This window comes from Rhodococcus sp. 14-2483-1-2 (assembly GCF_002259405.1).
Classification (GTDB): Bacteria; Actinomycetota; Actinomycetes; order Mycobacteriales; family Mycobacteriaceae; genus Rhodococcoides.
On sequence record NZ_NPFW01000014.1, the window covers coordinates 124,752 to 143,485 of the forward strand.

The 18,734-nt window shown below is 64.8% G+C and carries 19 protein-coding genes; 10 read left to right on the forward strand and 9 right to left on the reverse strand.

Going from position 1 to position 18,734, the window contains the following annotated elements:
* Positions 1 to 3: 3 nt before the first annotated feature.
* The 6 genes from CH295_RS14065 to CH295_RS14090 all read right to left on the reverse strand — a co-directional run bounded on the left by CH295_RS14065 (position 4) and on the right by CH295_RS14090 (position 5,716).
* Complete coding sequence (locus CH295_RS14065) at positions 4 to 2,184, reverse strand: AAA family ATPase (RefSeq protein WP_094741072.1); 2,181 nt, start codon at positions 2,182 to 2,184, stop codon at positions 4 to 6.
* Between the two features lie 24 nt (positions 2,185 to 2,208).
* The gene (gene pssA, locus CH295_RS14070; RefSeq protein ID WP_037186737.1) at positions 2,209 to 3,063 is read right to left on the reverse strand and encodes a CDP-diacylglycerol--serine O-phosphatidyltransferase; all 855 of its coding nucleotides are present in this window, start codon (positions 3,061 to 3,063) and stop codon (positions 2,209 to 2,211) included.
* A gap of 8 nt (positions 3,064 to 3,071) precedes the next feature.
* A complete protein-coding gene (locus tag CH295_RS14075; protein WP_037188588.1) occupies positions 3,072 to 3,788 on the reverse strand; it encodes a phosphatidylserine decarboxylase in 717 nt (238 codons plus the stop codon).
* Positions 3,789 to 3,939: 151 nt separating this feature from the next.
* Positions 3,940 to 4,206, reverse strand: a complete 267-nt coding sequence (locus CH295_RS14080; protein WP_037186738.1) for a GlsB/YeaQ/YmgE family stress response membrane protein — start codon at positions 4,204 to 4,206, stop codon at positions 3,940 to 3,942.
* A gap of 95 nt (positions 4,207 to 4,301) precedes the next feature.
* Entirely contained in the window at positions 4,302 to 4,760 is a 459-nt protein-coding gene (locus CH295_RS14085) for an SRPBCC family protein (RefSeq protein ID WP_037186742.1), read from the reverse strand.
* A 158-nt stretch (positions 4,761 to 4,918) separates the two neighbouring features.
* A complete protein-coding gene (locus tag CH295_RS14090) occupies positions 4,919 to 5,716 on the reverse strand; it encodes a DUF1206 domain-containing protein (protein ID WP_037186744.1) in 798 nt (265 codons plus the stop codon).
* Positions 5,717 to 5,913: 197 nt separating this feature from the next.
* On the opposite strand from CH295_RS14090, the gene CH295_RS27785 reads away from it, so the two are divergent.
* From CH295_RS27785 to CH295_RS14120, 7 genes are all read left to right on the forward strand, one after another.
* On the forward strand, positions 5,914 to 6,051 hold the full coding sequence (locus CH295_RS27785) for a hypothetical protein (protein WP_155288428.1): 138 nt from the start codon (positions 5,914 to 5,916) through the stop codon (positions 6,049 to 6,051).
* Positions 6,052 to 6,139: 88 nt separating this feature from the next.
* Positions 6,140 to 7,795, forward strand: coding sequence for an NAD(P)/FAD-dependent oxidoreductase (locus CH295_RS14095; RefSeq protein ID WP_094741073.1), 1,656 nt, complete (start codon positions 6,140 to 6,142; stop codon positions 7,793 to 7,795).
* Complete coding sequence (locus CH295_RS28425) at positions 7,792 to 9,225, forward strand: ATP-binding protein (protein ID WP_094741074.1); 1,434 nt, start codon at positions 7,792 to 7,794, stop codon at positions 9,223 to 9,225. The genes CH295_RS14095 and CH295_RS28425 overlap by 4 nt, the downstream gene beginning before the upstream one ends.
* Positions 9,222 to 9,566: a UBP-type zinc finger domain-containing protein gene (locus CH295_RS14105; protein ID WP_032380273.1), complete on the forward strand. Its 345-nt coding sequence runs from the start codon at positions 9,222 to 9,224 to the stop codon at positions 9,564 to 9,566. Before CH295_RS28425 ends, CH295_RS14105 begins: the two co-directional genes overlap by 4 nt.
* Entirely contained in the window at positions 9,563 to 9,982 is a 420-nt protein-coding gene (locus CH295_RS14110; protein WP_094632635.1) for a DUF1801 domain-containing protein, read from the forward strand. The genes CH295_RS14105 and CH295_RS14110 overlap by 4 nt, the downstream gene beginning before the upstream one ends.
* Positions 9,979 to 10,665 (forward strand): GOLPH3/VPS74 family protein, encoded by a 687-nt coding sequence (locus CH295_RS14115; protein ID WP_094741075.1) that lies wholly within the window; start codon positions 9,979 to 9,981, stop codon positions 10,663 to 10,665. The genes CH295_RS14110 and CH295_RS14115 overlap by 4 nt, the downstream gene beginning before the upstream one ends.
* Before the next feature lie 10 nt (positions 10,666 to 10,675).
* Positions 10,676 to 11,281 (forward strand): DJ-1/PfpI family protein, encoded by a 606-nt coding sequence (locus CH295_RS14120; protein WP_094741076.1) that lies wholly within the window; start codon positions 10,676 to 10,678, stop codon positions 11,279 to 11,281.
* Here the strand turns inward: CH295_RS14120 and CH295_RS14125 are convergent.
* On the reverse strand, positions 11,261 to 11,608 hold the full coding sequence (locus CH295_RS14125) for a DoxX family protein (protein ID WP_094741180.1): 348 nt from the start codon (positions 11,606 to 11,608) through the stop codon (positions 11,261 to 11,263). The two genes, CH295_RS14120 and CH295_RS14125, sit on opposite strands and share 21 nt — an antisense overlap.
* Before the next feature lie 80 nt (positions 11,609 to 11,688).
* Here CH295_RS14125 and CH295_RS14130 point away from each other — a divergent pair, with 80 nt between their 5' ends.
* Entirely contained in the window at positions 11,689 to 12,018 is a 330-nt protein-coding gene (locus CH295_RS14130) for a winged helix-turn-helix transcriptional regulator (RefSeq protein WP_037186762.1), read from the forward strand.
* A 44-nt stretch (positions 12,019 to 12,062) separates the two neighbouring features.
* Here the strand turns inward: CH295_RS14130 and CH295_RS14135 are convergent, their stop codons facing one another.
* A complete protein-coding gene (locus CH295_RS14135) occupies positions 12,063 to 13,925 on the reverse strand; it encodes a BCCT family transporter (RefSeq protein WP_170945900.1) in 1,863 nt (620 codons plus the stop codon).
* 288 nt (positions 13,926 to 14,213) lie between these two features.
* On the opposite strand from CH295_RS14135, the gene CH295_RS14140 reads away from it, so the two are divergent.
* Positions 14,214 to 15,128, forward strand: coding sequence for a serine/threonine-protein kinase (locus CH295_RS14140; protein ID WP_252342036.1), 915 nt, complete (start codon positions 14,214 to 14,216; stop codon positions 15,126 to 15,128).
* A gap of 45 nt (positions 15,129 to 15,173) precedes the next feature.
* On the opposite strand, the gene CH295_RS14145 is transcribed toward CH295_RS14140, so the two are convergent.
* A complete protein-coding gene (locus tag CH295_RS14145; RefSeq protein ID WP_037186771.1) occupies positions 15,174 to 16,655 on the reverse strand; it encodes an amino acid permease in 1,482 nt (493 codons plus the stop codon).
* A 416-nt stretch (positions 16,656 to 17,071) separates the two neighbouring features.
* Between CH295_RS14145 and groL the strand changes: the two genes are divergently transcribed.
* On the forward strand, positions 17,072 to 18,697 hold the full coding sequence (gene groL, locus CH295_RS14150; RefSeq protein ID WP_008713461.1) for a chaperonin GroEL: 1,626 nt from the start codon (positions 17,072 to 17,074) through the stop codon (positions 18,695 to 18,697).
* Positions 18,698 to 18,734: the final 37 nt, after the last annotated feature.

Below are 18,734 nucleotides of genomic sequence, written 5' to 3' on the forward strand. Positions count from 1 at the left end.
CCGCTAGGCACTCCCGTAGGCCTGCAGATGCGCCACCTGCTCGGGATCGAGTGACGGCTTCACCGTCGCCCGAGCGGCGGCGACATCGGCGGCGGTGACGTCGGCTGCATCCATCGACCGACGCATCGCCGTCAACGCGGCCTCGCGCAGCAGTGCTGCGCAATCGGCCGCGGAGTAGCCCTCGAGATCGCGCGCCAACGACTCCAGATCCACGTCTTCGGCGAGCGGGACGGATTTGCCCGACGCCTTCAGGATGTCCACGCGGGCATCGGAATCCGGCGGTGGCACGAACACCAGGCGCTCGAGTCGGCCGGGCCGGAGCAGTGCGGGATCGATCAGATCGGGTCGGTTGGTTGCCCCGAGTACGACGACGTCGCGCAACGGTTCGACGCCGTCGAGTTCGGTCAGCAGCGCCGCGACGACCCGATCGCCGACGCCGGAATCCGAACTCTGGCCGCGTCGGGGCACGAGCGCATCCACCTCGTCGAGGAAGATCAGCGACGGAGCGGAATCGCGGGCACGTTGAAAGAGTTCTCGGACAGCCTTTTCCGAGGAGCCGACCCACTTGTCCATCAGTTCTGCGCCCTTGACCGAGTGCACGCTGAGCTGCCCGGAACTGGCGAGTGCCCGTACGAGGAACGTCTTGCCGCAGCCGGGCGGACCGTACAGCAGAACTCCTCGCGGAGGCTCGATTCCCAAGCGCGCGAACGAATCCGGGTGTCGCAGCGGCCACAGCACCGCCTCGGTGAGTGCCTGCTTGGTTTCGACCATGTCGCCGACGTCCTCGAGCGTGAGACTGCCGATGGCCAGTTCTTCGCTCCCCGAACGTGACAGTGGGCGTATCACCTGAAGGGCGCCCACCAGATCGTCCTGCGTCAACGAGGCCGCGGCCGAATCGTTCGATGCGCGCGCCGCCGCTCGCAGCGCCGCCTCCCGCGTCAGTGCAGCCAGATCGGCGACCACAAAACCCGGTGTCCGTGACGCGATCTCGCCCAGATCGACGTCGCCCTGCGGAACCTTGCGGAGCAGGTGCTCGAGCAATCCCTTGCGGCCCGCCGCGTCGGGCAAGGTCAGGGTGAGCTCACGATCGCACAGGTCCTGACCGCGCAGTCTGGGATCGGTTGCCTCCGGATGAGCCGTCGTCGCGATCAGGGCCAGGCCGGGAGTGTCGACGGCCCGGCGCAGTACGTCGAGGACGAACGTGGACGCCGGTTCGGGATCCGAGGGCAGCAACGCGTCGACATCGGTGATGAGCAGAACTCCCGAACCCGCGAGCTGGTCGACCGCCGCGGTGACCCGATCGACCCGGGCCGACGCCTCGAGTGCACCGATCGACGGTCCGTCCAGCACGACGCATGCGCGTTCGCCGACGACCGCCCGCGCCAACGTCGCCTTGCCGACCCCGCCCGGTCCGGTGATCAACACCCCGAGATGCGGCGATGCGCCGAGCGTCGCCAACAACTCCGACTCGTCCAGCGCCAGCCGTAGCCACTCGGTGAGCTTGGACTGTTGGGCGCTTACTCCCACCAGATCGGCCACGCTCACCGGTGGTGCCGCGGTCTTCGGCGCGGGAACCGACGCTGCCGGTGCCTGGACAGCGGTGACGGTGCCGTTGCCCCACCCGACCGCCGAATTGGGCTGCACACTCACCGGCCCACCCGACGGATCGACGGCCGAGACCGTCAGCAACTCGGTGGTCCAGGCAACCCCGAACGTCCTCGACAGCGCCTGCGTCGCCGAAGTGGTCGAGGTGCCGGGCCCGAGATCGCGGGGGAGGAGCGAGACCGTGTCGCCCACCGTCAGCACCTTGCCCAGCAACGCTTGCCGCAGGGTGGCGTCGGAGATGGAACCGGTGGCGAGCGACGAGCCTGTCACCGTGACGGTCCTGGCCCCGTAGACCGTGACGGGTCCGACTGCGACAGAAGCATTTTCGCGAAGTCCGGTGTTGGAGAGGGTCACGTCGTCCAGTAATGCGGTGCCCTGAGGTGACCCATCGGGAGCCGCGGCGACGACGGCGGCCGTGCGACGAGAACCGATGAGCGACACCGCATCCCACTCCCGCAGGCCCAGAGCCGCGAGCACTTCCGGATGCAGACGCACGACCCCGCGTCGGGCATCGGCCGCCGAGGTGTTGAGGCGTGCAGTGAGAACGAGCTCAGGCGTCGTCGAGCGAGATTCGGTCACACGGTCAACAGTAGCGGCGAGACACTAACTGCGAGGTCGACGCAGTCCCAGACGAGCCTGCGACCGCCGATTGTTACCCGGCGCGCGGCGGATGGCCCGACGCTCGGCGCGGCGCTCGGCCGGCTTGGCGTCCCACGTGTACGGACGCGCGGCAGTCCAACGCTGCGAGCGCACCGCGAACGGGATGTGCACCAGGTAGGCCAGCACCAAGCCCATCAGCAGAATCAGCGGGAAGGTGATGAGCGCGGCAGCGAGCAGCGCAACCAGCACCAGCAGGATCGCGGCCAGCCGCGGCGGCACCGAGACGGTCTTGAGCGCCAACGTGGGGATGCGGCTGACGATCAGACCGGCAGTGAGGATCGCCCAACCGGCGACGACGTAGAACGAGGCCCACCAGCCGTCACCGAATTGCTCGAAGCCCGCGATCGGTGCCATGGCGATCAGCGCTCCGGCGGGGGCGGGAACTCCGGTGAAGTACTCGCGCGCGTAGGCAGGAGTGTCGTCCTCGTCGAGCAGAGTGTTGAAGCGCGCGAGGCGCAGCACGATGCTCACCGCGTAGACCAACGCCACGATCCAGCCGCCGCTGCTGCCCTCGAGCAGCGTCACGTACAGCACCAGTGCCGGGGCCACACCGAACGAGATGGCGTCGGACAGCGAGTCCAGTTCGGCACCGATCTTGCTGGTGGCGTCGAGCAATCGGGCGATGCGACCGTCCAACGCGTCGAGGATCGCCGCGGCACCGATCATGGCGAGCGCGGTGCCGAGCTGGCCGTCGAGAGCGAACTTGACCGCGGACAGGCCGGAGCACAACGCGAGGATCGTGACGACGGACGGCAGCAGACGGATGGCAGCGGGCGGCTTGGCGCGTCTGGTGATCATGTCGGCTTCTACTGCGGAAGCTCGGCGAGGACCGTCTCGGCACCGACCGCACGTTGGCCGCGTTCGACCAGCAGTGTGGTGCCTGCGGGGAAGTAGGTGTCCACGCGGGACCCGAATCGGATCAGTCCGTAGGTGTCGCCGATCGACAGTGCGTCGCCGACCTTCGCGTTGTTGATAATGCGTCGAGCGATGAGGCCGGCGATCTGCACGACGGCGACGTCGTGTCCCGAGTCGGTCCTGATGTGCATGCTGTTGCGCTCGTTGACCTCGCTGGCCTCGGCCAGGTCCGCGGACTTGAACTGGCCACGGCGGTGTACGACCTCGACCACTCGACCGGCAACGGGAACGCGCTGCACGTGGACGTCGAGGACCGAGAGGAAAATGCTCACGCGCGGGACCGGCTGCGAGCCCAGATCGAGCTCGGCAGGCGGCACGGCGGTGTCGACGAGCGTGACCAGGCCGTCGGCGGGAGCGACGACGACGCCGGGGCGATTCGGCGGCACTCGCGACGGGTGGCGGAAGAAGGTGGCGCAGGCTCCGGCGGCGACGAGACCGGCGTTGCGGACCCACTTGGAGCGGCGGCCGAGAACTGCGACGGCGAGCGGACCGCCGACGAACGGCAGGCCTGCGGGGTGTAGCGGTGGAACCGTTTCACGAACCAAATCGACGATGTGAGCCACTCCGGTGCGGGGCGGTTGACCAATCGGGGCGGGACGGCGTGCCACGGTCTCCTCTAACTGTCGGCGACTGTACTTGTCGGCAATAACGGGTGCTGGCAGTTCATGGTGCTGAAAGCGAATCATGCGTCGAACGCACGACTGCCGAGGCCCTCACAGCGTACGTGAGGTGCCCCGGCAGGCGAGAGGTGCGAGTCGATCAGACGCGGCTGCGGCCCGTCACGAGCTTGACCAGGAACAGCAGGATGCACGCGCCGATGAGGCAGGTGATGAAGCTGAAGATGATTCCGCCGCCCTCGACGTCGAGGAAGGTGCTGAGCAGGAAGCCGCCCAGGAGGCCGCCGACGATGCCGACGACGATGTTCAGGATGATGCCCATCTGAGCATCCGTCTTCATGATCTTGCTACCGATCCAGCCGGCCAGTCCGCCGATGATGATCCAGCCTACAAATCCGAGTCCCAACATAGGGTGCCCCCACTTTCCGTTTCGATTCTGTTGCTTGTCGAAACGACGGATGCCCATGGGAAACGAACCTGAAACATTCCTGAGAAAAGTAATTTCTAGCTCGACTTTTCGCTTTCCGTCTTGATGCGACGCAGAGTCTTGTTCATGCCGTCGATCAACTCGACGTCGAACTCGTCGATTCCGCCGAGGACCCGCTTGACCAACAACGACGACACCGCCGACGTGCCGCTGGGGGCTTCCCGCTTCTCGACGACGGTCGTTCCGGTCGCGGTGGGGGTGAGGGTGTAGGACCAGATCGTCTTGTTCTCGACGACGCGGAAAGCGAGTTGTCGGTTGGGCTCGAAGGTGACGACCTTGGAGGTGGTCGGCCAGACGAGCATCCCCTTGCGATTGATGTTGAGCGTCTTGGTGCCCTTGCCGACCGGTCCGCCGAAGACCTTCATCTTCTTGCACTGCGGGCTCCACTCACCCATGCGCTGCAGGTCCGAGACGATGGACCACACGGTCTCGGGGCTCGCGGCGATGTCGATCGTGGCTTCGAGGGTCTTGCTCAACGTAGGCCTCCAGGTAGTGAGGTAAATGCAACTGACTGTCACACTCAATCGTGCGCATCCTATGTGTCAACGGACACAATTGACCAGGCAGATGAGCGATAACTCGTAGCAGGCTCCACTCCCGCTCAATTGGGTCGTTCCGCAGGCTCCACTCCCGCTCACATGCGAGCGAAGCGAGCCAGGACGAACGCGTACAGCCCGTAGAGCGCGATGCCCACTCCGGCGAGGATCAGCAGAACCTGTCCGTAGGGCTGCGAGCCGAGGGTCTTGAGCGCACCGTCGATGCCGGTTGCCTTCGACGGATCGGATTGCAGAACGGCCACCACGACGAGGAGTCCGGCTCCGACCAGGGCAGTGCCCTTGGCGGCGTATCCGGCGATGCCGAGTTTGACGACGGCCCCGCTCTGGTGCCCTTCGAGATCGTCGAGGAAGTTCTTCGAAACGCCCTTGTAGACGTGATATCCACCGACTCCGATGACCACGAGCGCGATGGCGATGAGCACGAGCTTGCCGCCGCCCGATTCCATCAGTCGCGCGGACCAGCCGGCGTTCTGTTGTCCGCTGGACTTGCCCGAGCCGGTGGCAAAACCGTAGGTCGAGAACGCGAACGCGATGTAGACGACGGCCAGTGCGGCCGCTTTGAGACGGTCCATCGCACTCCCGGCGTCGGCGTCGGATTTCTTGCCCACGATCGCCTCGACGATGCGCCACAGTGCCAGCGCCACGAAGGCGACCACCGCCACCCAGAGCGCGATCTTTCCGCCCGGCTTCTCGGCCAGCTCGGCGAGTGCACCGGACTGGTCTGCGTTGCCTGCCTGACCGAACGCCAACCGGATGGCGATGTAGCCGATGAGGATGTGCAGCACTCCACTGACGAAGTGGCCGCCTCGCGCAGCTTTCTCGAATGCTCCGTTGTTCTGCACGGAACTGGCCACAGAATTTCCCGACGTGTTCACGAACGTTCCCCGATCAGTAGATTGGGCAGCCGTTTACCCCGACCGTAGGCCGAGGAAACTGTCTCGCGCGGCAAAACGCCGCACGAGATCCCACCGCGGCGTTAACACCGGGCGGACACTGATCGATGTAGCAAGCGGAGTGTCGGGACCAACGAAGAAATTGTTCGGAGTGATCCACCGTGAAATTACAGTCGATAATGCGTCGTACCAGCAGTGATCTGCCCCTGTTGAAGACCGCCAGGATGAGTGGCAGCCCGCGTACCTGGCCGGCCGAGAAGCTCGAGCGGCTGCTCACCCCGCAGGAAATCGATCTGATTCGACGCGGCCGAATCTGACCCAGCTGTTTCCAGGCCTGCTTACCTCCCATTCGGGGAGACGCGGTGGCATGCTCATGTCGTTGGTGAGCACCAGTTCTGGAGGGTCATGAAGCCGGTCATTCTCAGCGTCGACGACGATCCCGGAGTGTCGAGATCGGTCGCCCGCGATCTGCGTCGTCGCTACGGTGAGCAGTACCGCATCGTGCGCGCGGAGTCCGGTGCCGGGGCGCTCGACGCCCTGAAGGAACTCGCGCTGCGCGGCACCCCGGTCGCCATTCTGTTGGCCGACTACCGCATGCCGCAGATGAGCGGCATGGAATTTCTCGAGCAGGCCATGGACATCTTCCCGACGGCCCGTCGCATCCTTCTCACCGCATACGCGGACACCGACGCCGCGATCGACGCGATCAACGTCATCGATCTCGACTACTACCTGCTCAAGCCGTGGGATCCGCCCGAGGAAAAGCTCTACCCCGTGCTCGACGCCCAACTCGAGGCCTGGTGTGCGTACGACCACCGGGCCGTCGAGGACACCAAGATCATCGGCCATCGTTGGTCCGCGCGCTCGTCGGAGATCCGTGAGTTTCTCGCTCGCAATCAGCTGCCGTATCGCTGGTACATGTCCGACGAGTCCGAGGGTGCACGGCTGCTGGCCGCCGCCGGTGTGGACGGAAGCCGCTTGCCGGTGGTCATCACCACCGAGGGCGATGCGTTGATCGAACCGTCCGATGCCGAGCTGGGCAATCGGCTCGGGTTGACGGTGTCCCCGTCCGAGGAGTTCTACGACCTGGTCGTCATCGGCGGCGGACCGGCGGGACTCGGAGCTGCGCTCTACGGTGCGTCCGAGGGTCTGCGGACGACCCTGATCGAACGGACCGCCACCGGCGGCCAGGCCGGTCAGAGTTCGCGAATCGAGAACTACCTGGGCTTTCCCGACGGGGTGTCGGGCGCGCAGCTCGCCGAGCGGGCTCGGCGGCAGGCGTTGAAGTTCGGTGCCGAGGTGGTCACCACCCAGGACGTCGTCGGTCTGGAAACCAACGGTGCCGCGAGAACCGTGCGGTTCGCCGACGGCCGCAGCATCAGTGCGCAGACGATCATTCTGTCCACCGGTGTCGCCTATCGCCGGCTGGACGCACCCGGAATCGACGACTTCACGGGCCGAGGCGTGTTCTACGGATCGGCGATGACCGAGGCTGCGCGGTGCGCCGAGCAGGACGTCTACATCGTGGGCGGCGCGAACTCGGCGGGTCAGGCGGCGGTGTATCTCTCGCGCGGGGCCAAGTCGGTGACCATTCTGATCAGGGCGTCTTCCCTCGAAGCGTCGATGTCGTACTACCTCATCAAACAGATCGAAGAGAATCCGAAGATCAGCGTTCGGCCGTGCACCGAGGTCGTGGGCGTGTCGGGCGAGGGCCACCTCGAGTCGATCACGCTGCGTAACCGGGCAACCGACGAGACCTCGACCGTCGACGCGCAGTATCTGTTCCTGTTCATCGGGGCGGCACCGCGCACCGAGTGGCTCGACGGGGTGCTCGTGAGGGACGACCATGGATTTGTGGTCACCGGGCCGGATCTCGTCGTCGACGGGCGTGGTCCTGCCGGGTGGACGCCCACTCGCCTCCCACATCACCTCGAGACGAGTGTGCCCGGTGTGTTCGCTGCCGGTGACGTACGGTCCGACTCGGCCAAACGCGTCGCGTCGGCAGTGGGAGAGGGAGCGATGGCCGTGATGCTGGTGCACAGATATCTGGCGAACCCGTGAATACACCCATATGTGATCCGGACGAATTGCGGACGCTGTTCCTGTTCGAGCAGCTCACCGACGCACAGTTGGCGGAGCTCTGTCGAGACGGGCGTATCGAGACGATCGAGCCGGGGCCGGTGTACTCGGAGGGTGATCCGGCGACGTGCTTCTACGTTCTGATGGACGGAGCCGTGGTGCTCTCGAAGCTCTCGGGCGGGGAGGATCTGGTGGTCAATCGCACCTCGCAGCGCGGGGTGTACGCGGGTGCGTGGCAGGCCTACCTGGGTGATCGGGTGCCGCAGACGTACCAGGGTTCGATGCGGGTGACCGAACGCTCCCGGTTCTTCGTGCTCGACGCCGAGTGCTTCGCGTCCATCGTGCGGGAGTGGTTCCCGATGGCGTTGCATCTGCTCGAGGGATTGTTCTTCGGCAATCAGAACACCAAGCAGATAGTCGAACAGCGAGAACGCTTGTTGGCGTTGGGTTCTCTGTCGGCCGGGTTGACGCACGAGCTGAACAATCCGGCGGCGGCTGCGGTGCGGGCGACCTCGGCGTTGCGTGATCGGGTGGCGCACATGCGGCAGAAGTTGGCGATGATCGCCGGCGGCACTCTCGATCGCGGCAGCATGGCGCATCTGGTCGGACTGCAGAACGAGGCCGTGGAGCTGGTGGCCAAGGCTCCGAAGCTGACCGCGATGGAGGCGTCGGACCGCGAGGACGAACTCGGAGAATGGTTCGAGGACAAGGGCATCGGCGACGGTTGGGATCTGGCTCCGACGTTCGTCTCGGCCGGTCTCGATGTTCCGTGGCTCGATCGGGTCTCGGCGACGGTCGACGATCCGACGCTGCTCGAGGGTGCGATCCGGTGGCTCAACTACACCGTCGAAACCGAGTTGCTGATGAACGAGATCGCAGATTCGACCACTCGCATCTCCACGCTCGTCGTTGCCGCGAAGCAGTATTCGCAGATGGATCGTGCGCCGTATCGAACGGTGGATGTGCGCGAACTGCTCGACAGCACGCTGATCATGTTGGGCCGCAAGATCGGTGACGACATCCGGGTGGTGAAGGATTACGACCCCGCAGTGCCGCCCATCCCGGTCTACGCCGCCGAGCTCAATCAGGTGTGGACGAACCTGATCGACAACGCGGTGCAGGCCATGGGCGCGAAGGGCACGTTGACGGTGCGTACATCGTTGGACGAGGATCAGGTCCAGATCGAGATTTGTGATACCGGACCCGGTGTGCCGCAGGAGATTCGGTCGCGCATTTTCGAGCCGTTCTTCACGACCAAGCCGGTCGGCGAAGGCACCGGTCTCGGCCTGGACATCTCGTGGCGCATCGTGGTGAACAAGCATCAGGGTGATCTGCGAGTGGTGTCCGAACCCGGTGACACGCGATTCATCGTGCGGCTACCCGTCAACCCGGCGACAGAGGAGGCATCATGACCATCGAAGGCATCGATCCGCAGGTACCACCGTCGGGCCCGGGGTGCGTGGAGTGCACGCAGACGCAGGGTTGGTGGGTGCATCTGAGACGGTGCGCGCAGTGCGGGCACATCGGATGTTGTGATTCCTCGCCGTCCCAGCACGCCAGCAAACATGCCGAGTCCACCCGGCACCAGTTCGTGCGGAGCTACGAGCCCGGCGAGGAGTGGTTCTACAACTACGCCGACGAGCAGATGTACGACGGGCCGGAACTGGCTCCACCGCAACATCATCCACTCGATCAGACGGTTCCCGGTCCGCGTGAGCGGGTACCGTCGAACTGGCAGAGCCTGATCAATTGAACGCGAACCTGACGCGACCCACCGAGGTGTCGGCCGAGGATTTCCTGGCGGCCGTGGAGCACCCGGTTCGCCGTGCGGACGGTCTCGTTCTTGCGGAGATGATGGGTCGGGTGACCGGGGAGCCGGCAGTGATGTGGGGGCCGACGATGGTGGGTTTCGGTTCCTACCGGTACGCCACGGACAGTGGTCGTCGGGGCGAGTGTTTTGTCGTCGGGTTCTCTCCGCGAAAGGCGAGTCTGTCGCTGTACGGCACGACGTACGCCCCCGAATCGGACGTCTTGCTCGAACAGCTGGGAAAACACAAGCGAGGAGCAGGTTGCCTGTACGTGAACAAGCTCGCCGATGTGGACATAGCGATTCTCGAGCAACTGGTGGCATACAACTACCCGTACATACTGGGTAACCTCGCGTCATGACCGTGATCGCGGAGGACCTGCTGCTGTTGTTGCTCGACGACGACTCGGGCAAGCCGCTGGCCGACAGCACGAAGTTGCCGCGGGTACTGGCGGGTGCGTTGGTGGTCGAGCTCGCGATGAGCGGATCGCTGCGCATCACCGGTCCCGACGAGGAGATCAAGAAGGACCATGTGGTCGTCGCAGGCTCCACGACCGAAGCTCCGAGTGACCCGGCGTTGCGTCGGGTGTTCGATCTCGTCGCGTCGGCGTCGCGGCCGATGAAGCCCCAGAAGGTGATCGAGAAATCGCAGAAGAATGTGGCGAAGGAACTGGCTGCGCGTCTCGTCGCACAGGGCTTCGTGACCGAGAAGAAGGACAAGGTGTGGGGATTGTTCCCGACGACGACGTGGCCTGCTCGTGACACCTCGCACGAGAAGGTGTTGCGAGATGCCCTGCGCAGCGCGCTGGTCGACGGGACGACGCCGTCGCCCCACACGGCCGCGTTGATCTCGTTGATCTCGGCGGTCGATCTGACGCACAAGGTGATCGTGGACGCGGACAAGAAGCAGCTGAAGCACCGCGCGAAGCAGATCGCCGAAGGAGAGTGGGCCGGCGCGGCTGTGCGCAAGGCCGTCTCGGATGTGAACGCCGCGGTGATGGCCGCGGTGATGGTGCCCGTCATCGTGTCGACCACGAGCAGCTGAAGGCCAGGTCATGAGTAGAAGCGTTGCAATTCTCTTGTTCGACGATGTCGAGGTACTCGACGCGTGCGGTCCGTTCGAGGTGTTCTCGGTTGCCAATCGGGTGGCCGAACGCGCCGGTGGCGCTGCGCCTTTCGAGGTGACGCTCGTCGGAATCGACGACAGGGCGGTCGTTGCTCGGGGCGGAATGAGGATCGGCGTCGACACCACGATCGACGATCCGCGGGGATACGACGTCGTCGTGGTGCCGGGCGGTGTCGTCGATGCGGTCTCGGTCGACAGTCGTGTTCTGCAGTGGTTGAAGCGACTTCGGTCCGACGCCGAGTTGGTGGCGTCGGTGTGCACCGGTGTTTTCGTACTGGCGGCGGCCGGGCTGCTCGATGCTCGACCCGTCACCACGCACTGGGAAGACCTGGAATTGCTACGGGAACGATGGCCTGCGCTCACCGTGCACGAGGGTGTTCGTTACGTCGACCACGGTGATCTGGCGACGTCCGCCGGAATCAGTGCCGGTCTGGATCTGGCGTTGCATCTGGTCGCGCGGTGGGCGGGAGCGGATCACGCTCTCGCCACCGCGGGCCAGATGGACTACGACTGGTCAGGCGCTGAGCACCCGTAGGACCAGGGCGACGACGGCGAACACGGCCAGGCCTGCGGCAGGCGCGAATTCCTTGTCCTTGATCCGCACGTGCGCGGCGACGGCACCGACGAAGTAGAGGATGACGCCGACGGCAGCGGCGACGCCGATGGGCCAGACGTACTGGCCGACCAGGAGGCCGACGGCTCCGAGTAGTTCCGCGTAGGCGAGCCACGGAATCTTGGCGGCGGGAACGCCGACCTGCTCGAGCATCGGGACGACGGATGGGTTCTTCGTCAGTTTCCCGATAGCGGAGAACGTGAGTGCCACGGCGAGCAACACCGAGACGATGACGGTTGCGATGAACATGAGTCCCGCTTTCATTTCTGAGGCCACTAGTAATTCAGAAGCAGCGAGTCGGACTGTAGCACCCTCGGTAGGGTGGAGCCATGGCAACGAATGGAGAGATCGATGATCCGCGTGCCTGCGACGGAGCGCTGACGAAAGCCTTCGGCTTCCTCGGCAAGAGGTGGAACGGAATTCTTCTTGCGACGCTGATGAACGGGCCGATGGGATTCTCGGACCTGCGTCGTGCCGTCGGTGGTATCAGTGATTCGGTGTTGTCCGAGCGACTCGGAGAACTCGCCAAGGCAGGTCTGGTGGCGCGCACCGTCGACGACGGGCCGCCCATCTCGGTGGAATACAGCCTCACGCGATCCGGCGAGGCGCTGCTGCCGTCACTGCAGGCGCTGACCGAGTGGTCCTCGAAAAACCTCTGACCCCCGCGAGAGGCTCGCGAGGGTCAGAGAGTGGTGGAGACGGGTCAGCCGGGGTTGTTCTGGTTCTGCCCCTCGGCCGAGTCGGCGAACTCCTGGGTGTCGAACACTTCGCCGCCGAGTGGGTCGACCGGAGCGTTGTCTCCGGAGTACTCGACTGCACCGGTCTCGGGATGAACCTCGAGCTGTTCGGTGGAGACCTCGTGCACCGCGAGTACGACGCTTCCGTCGGAGCGCGAGGACGTCAGTCCCTCCCGTGAGGGTGCCAGCCCGGAGAACGTCGTCGAGATCCCGGCCGTCGCTCGCTTTCGAGGCGCGGTAGGCGTGGCAACCGTCGGTTCGTCGCCTGCGACGTCCGAGGTGGTGGTCACGCGTACGTACCGCGGTGTGGTGGCGACGTCGTAGCGGAAAGCCTTGAGCATCGACACACAGGCGAGTACCAGCACCACCGAGAACGGCACGGCCGTGGCTATCGACATCGTCTGCAACGCCGTCAGTGAACTCGTTCCACCGACGAGCAGCAGCACTGCTGCGGCGATGCCTTGCAGTACGGCCCAGTAGACCCGGGTGATCTTCGGCGTTTCCAGTTCGCCGCCGGTCGAGAGAATGTCGATGACCAACGATCCCGAGTCCGAGGACGTCACGAAGAAGAACACGATGACCGCGATGGCGATGACGCTGGTGATCGCGGCGATCGGGAGGCCGTCGAGCACCTGGAACAGGCTGGTGTTGGTGTTCACCGCGCCCTCGGCGTCGAGCAGATCTCCCTCGTTGCGCTGCCGCAGGATGCCGGTGTCGCCGAAGATGGTGAACCACAGCGACCCGACGATGGTCGGAGCCAGCAGCACGCCGAACACGAATTCACGGATGGTGCGGCCACGGGAGATGCGAGCGATGAACATGCCGACGAACGGTGCCCAGCTCATCCACCAACCCCAGTAGAAGATGGTCCAGCCGCCGGCCCACCCGTCGTCGGAGAACGGTGAGGTGCGCAGCGCCAGCTCGGGCAGCGCCTGAACGTAGCCGCCGAGGTTCTGCACCCAGGACTGCATCAGGAACAGCGTCGGACCCAGGAGCAGTACGAACAGGGCCAGCGCAGCCGCGAGGCCCATGTTGATGTTGGAGAGCCACTTCAGACCCTTGGAGACGCCACTGACCACGGAGAAGGTGGCGATACCGGTGATCGCGGCAATGAGCACGATGACGAACCAGTTGGTGGTCTCGACCCAGCCGAGGTACTCCAGCCCGGCCGAGATCTGCTGGACGCCGAACCCGAGCGAGGTCGCGACGCCGAACAGGGTGCCGACGATCGCGACGGTGTCGATGGTGTGACCGATCGGACCCTCGATGCGCTTGCGGCCGAGCAGCGGCTCGAGCAACCAGCGGACGGTCAGTGGACGACCCTTGCGGTAGGTCATGTACGCCATGCCGAGTCCGACGACGACGTAGATCGCCCAGGCGTGCAGGCCCCAGTGGAACAGGGTGAGTTCCATCGCCTGACGCGCGGAGGCGTCGGTGCTGCCGGGGATGCCACCGGCTTCGGGCGGCGTCACGTAGTGCGAGAGCGGCTCGGCGACGCCGTAGAACACCAGGCCGATGCCCATGCCGGCACTGAACAGCATGGCGAACCAGGACAGGACGCCGAACTCGGGCTTCTCGTCGTCTCGGCCGAGGCGGATGTTGCCCACTCGGCTCAATCCGCAGTACAGGGCGAACAGCACAAAACCGGTCGCGGCCAGGATGTACCACCAGCCGACTCCTGCGGTGATGGCCTCGTTCAGTTTCTCGAACGAATCCGCCGCCGTGCTCGCGTAGACCACGGAGAAGGCGATCATCACGAAGATGATGATCGATGCGGGGACGAAAACCGGTTTGAGCAGGCCTCCCCAGGCTTCTTTTATTGCTTTCACTTACTTGACTTCCTTACAACTCGAGTCACCGTAATCGGCTGACCACTATCGGTTTGCCGTTCTTTTTCTCTTGTTTCGGTCAAGTACCGGTAATCACCATAAACGACATCGGTGCAGGTGGCGAAACGTGTGAGGGCTGCCGAACTGGGAAACAGGCGAACGTGTGGTTTCTGCCGAGTCGCCCCGAACGGTCGAACGGACTACAGTTCTGCCGATGCTGCGGACATGTCCGGTTGTGTCACCCCTCGTATTTCGCGGCGTGAACAATGTTGTGCGGCAGGTGATTCGGTGACCAGTCGATTGCAGCCGGGTTCGGAGTTCGCCGGCTTTCGGGTTCAGCGCCGCCTCGGGGTCGGCGGTATGAGCGAGGTGTATCTGGTTCTCGGGCGCGGCCACGATCGGCTCGAGGCCCTCAAGATCCTGGACCGGGAGGCGTCGCGATCACCGAGGTTGCGCAACAAGTTTCGGATGGAAGCGACCGTCGCCACCCAACTGGTGCACCCGAACATCGTGTCGGTGCACGAGCACGGTGAGTTCGAGCACCAACTGTGGATGTCCATGCACTACGTGGACGGCTACAGCGCCGCGCGGCTCGTCGCCCGCGGCCAGATCGCGCTCGACGTCTCCCGGGTGGCGCGCATCGTCGCCGAGGTGGCCAAGGGGCTCGACTACGCCCACTCGCAGGGCGTCGTGCATCGGGACGTCAAGCCCGCGAACATCCTCATCTCCACCGAGCGAATCGACGTCTACGAGCAGGTGTTGTTGTCGGACTGGGGAATTGCGCGCCTGCTGGGTGATTCGACCCCGCTCGCTGCAGGCGGGACGGTGCTGGCATCCATCCCGTACGCGGCACCGGAACTGCTTCGCGGGGGAGTGTTGAGTGCGCAGACCGACGTCTACGGCCTGGGGGCGACGCTCGTCGAACTGGCGACCGGCCGGACGCCGTATCCGCTGGCCACTCCGTTGGCCATCACCGCAGCACATCTCACGGCCGAGCCGCCGTCGGTGACCCGTCGTCGACGCACGTTGCCGCGGGGGCTCGACGCGGTGGTCGCGCGGGCGTTGGCGAAAGACCCGTCGGATCGTTTCGAGACCTGCGTCGCACTCAGTGACGCGGTGGCGGCAGCGGTGGCCGCAGGAGTTCCGGAACCGCCGCCGCGACGATCGCCGTTCACGAGATCGCGCTGGCTCAAATTCTCCTGAACGCGTGACGGGGCACCGGTCCTCGGGCCCCGTCACGCGTGGGGGCTACTCCTCCGGTTCGGTCGGGCGGTTGGCCACCACCGGGTACTGGCCGGTGTAGCCGAGTCGTTCCTCGGCGACGGTGAGCACCTTGGTGCGCACCAGGAACCAGCCGCCGATCAGTGCCGGGATGATGACAACAAGAGTGGCGATGGTCCACGAGCCGATCGGGGCGTCGAAGGCCATCAGCACCAGCACGCCGAACAGGAACACCAGCGTCGCGTAGCTGGTGTACGGCGCTCCGAACAGGCGGAACTTGGGCCGCTCCACGATGCCCTTCTTGGACCAGCGGTACAGCTGGATCTGGCACAACACGATGGTGGCCCAGCTGGCGATGATGCCCAGTGCAGACATGTTCAGCACGATCTCGAACGCCTCGCCGGGGGCGATGGCGTTGAGCGCGACACCGAACAGCGTGATGAAACAGGTGAGCAGAATGCCGCCGAACGGCACTCCGCCCTTGGTCATCTTCTTGGTGAAGTCCGGCGCACTGCCGTTCATCGCCATCGACCGCAGGATGCGGCCGGTCGAGTACAGCCCGGCGTTCAGGGAAGACAGTGCCGCCGTGAGCACCACGATGTTCATGATGGTGCCCGCGCCGCCGAGGCCGATGCTCGAGAAGAACGTCACGAACGGGGAGGTGCCGGACTGGTACGCGGTGTACGGCATCAACAATGCGAGCAGTACGAGCGAGCCGACGTAGAACAGTGCGATACGTGCGATGACCGAGTTGATCGCCCGCGGCATGATCTTCTCCGGGTTCTCGGTCTCACCGGCGGCAGTACCCACCAATTCCACTGCGGCGTAGGCGAATACAACACCCGAGATGACGATGACCAACGGCCACGCGCCCGACGGGAACAAGCCGCCGTTGTCGGTGATGAGACTGATGCCCGGCATCTGGGTACCGACGGGGATGCGGCCCGCGAGGAACACCACGCCCACGATCAGGAACGTCACCAACGCGATGACCTTGATGATCGCCGCCCAGAACTCCATCTCACCGAACCACTTGACCGACACGAGGTTCAGGCTCATGACGATGACGAGGGCGATCAACGCGATGACCCACTGCGGAATCACCTCGAAGCTGCCCCAGTAGTGCATGTACGTCGCGATGGCCGTCACGTCGACGATGGCGGTCATCGCCCAGTTCAGGAAGTACATCCAGCCCGCGACGAACGCTGCCTTCTCGCCGAAGAACTCGCGTGCGTACGAGACGAAGCTGCCCGAGGACGGGCGGTGCAGCACCAGCTCGCCGAGTGCGCGCAGGATGAAGAAGACGAAGATTCCACAGAGGGCGTAGGCGAGGAAGAGGCCGGGCCCGGCACTGGCGAGTCGTCCGCCCGCTCCGAGGAACAGGCCGGTGCCGATGGCACCGCCGATCGCGATCATCTGCAACTGACGAGGTTTGAGGCCCTTGTGGTAGCCCTCTTCCTCGTGGTCCATCGCCGAGTTGTCGTACGAAGTGTCGACCGTATCGGACATGTTTCGATCCTTACTGTCGGATTTGTAGGGTTTTGTCCGAATTTTTTGGCGTCGAAGCTGTTGTCACTCAACGGTATTGGCGTCGATGGTTCGATGCACAGTATTCGGATGTTAACAACGCGTACGGGTGTGAACAGTGCGTGACGAATGGCGCCTCGGCCGAGCATCTGCTCGAGGCTGCTTCGGGCGGTGGCGTCGGGAATGGGTGTCGTGGTGGTTCACCCCTCGGTCGGTACCAGTGGTCGACCTTGCACTCGCCATGGTCGAGTGCTAGAAATGCAGTTGGCACTCTCGACACGTGAGTGCCAGGTCGGGACACGGTGAGGCCGGGGAATCAACGACACCCCTGGTCGTCCGTCGCGGGCACCGAGCTCGGCCAGCAATGTGTCACCCCCAATCCGGAGGATCACTTCGCAATGGCCAAGATCATCGCGTTCGACGAAGAGGCACGCCGTGGCCTCGAGCGAGGCCTCAATGCCCTCGCCGACGCAGTAAAGGTGACGTTGGGCCCCAAGGGTCGCAACGTCGTACTCGAGAAGAAGTGGGGAGCTCCCACGATCACCAACGATGGTGTTTCCATCGCCAAGGAGATCGAGCTCGAAGATCCCTACGAGAAGATCGGTGCCGAGCTCGTCAAGGAGGTCGCCAAGAAGACCGACGACGTCGCAGGCGACGGCACCACCACCGCTACCGTTCTCGCTCAGGCACTCGTCCGTGAAGGCCTGCGCAACGTCGCAGCCGGCGCGAACCCGCTCGGCCTCAAGCGCGGCATCGAGAAGGCTGTTGCAGCCGTCACCGAGTCGCTGCTCGCGTCCGCCAAGGAGATCGACACCAAGGAGCAGATCGCTGCTACCGCTGGCATCTCCGCAGGCGACCCGTCCATCGGCGAGCTCATCGCCGAGGCAATGGACAAGGTCGGCAAGGAAGGCGTCATCACGGTCGAGGAGTCCAACACCTTCGGCCTGCAGCTCGAGCTCACCGAGGGCATGCGCTTCGACAAGGGCTACATCTCGGCGTACTTCGCCACCGATGCAGAGCGCCAGGAAGCCGTCCTCGAAGACGCGTACATCCTGCTCGTCAGCTCCAAGATCAGCACCGTCAAGGACCTGCTGCCCCTGCTGGAGAAGGTCATCCAGTCCGGCAAGCCGCTCGTCATCATCGCCGAGGACGTCGAGGGCGAAGCTCTCTCCACCCTCGTGGTGAACAAGATCCGTGGCACCTTCAAGTCCGTCGCCGTCAAGGCTCCCGGATTCGGTGACCGTCGCAAGGCGCAGCTCGCCGACATCGCCATCCTCACCGGTGGCGAGGTCATCAGCGAAGAGGTCGGCCTCTCCCTGGAGACCGCCGGACTCGAGCTGCTCGGTCAGGCACGCAAGGTCGTCATCACCAAGGACGAGACCACCATCGTCGAGGGCTCGGGAGATTCCGACGCCATCGCCGGTCGCGTCAACCAGATCCGCGCCGAGATCGAGAACTCCGATTCCGACTACGACCGCGAGAAGCTGCAGGAGCGCCTGGCCAAGCTGGCCGGTGGCGTTGCAGTCATCAAGGCCGGAGCGGCAACCGAGGTCGAGCTCAAGGAGCGCAAGCACCGCATCGAAGATGCCGTGCGTAACGCCAAGGCAGCCGTCGAAGAAGGCATCGTCGCCGGTGGCGGCGTGGCACTGCTCCAGGCAGCGCCCGCACTCGACAACCTCAAGCTCGACGGTGACGAGGCAACCGGCGTGAACATCGTTCGCGTCGCACTGTCCGCCCCGCTCAAGCAGATCGCATTCAACGCCGGCCTCGAGCCCGGCGTCGTTGCGGACAAGGTCTCCAACCTGCCCGCAGGTCACGGCCTCAACGCCGCGACCAACGAGTACGAGGACCTGCTCGCTGCAGGCATCAACGACCCGGTCAAGGTCACCCGCTCGGCACTGCAGAACGCAGCGTCCATCGCGGCTCTGTTCCTCACCACCGAGGCCGTCGTCGCCGACAAGCCCGAGAAGGCCGGAGCGCCCGCAGGCGATCCGACCGGTGGCATGGGCGGCATGGACTTCTGAGTCCACCCCCTCGCTGAACAAGCCCGACTCCCTTTCG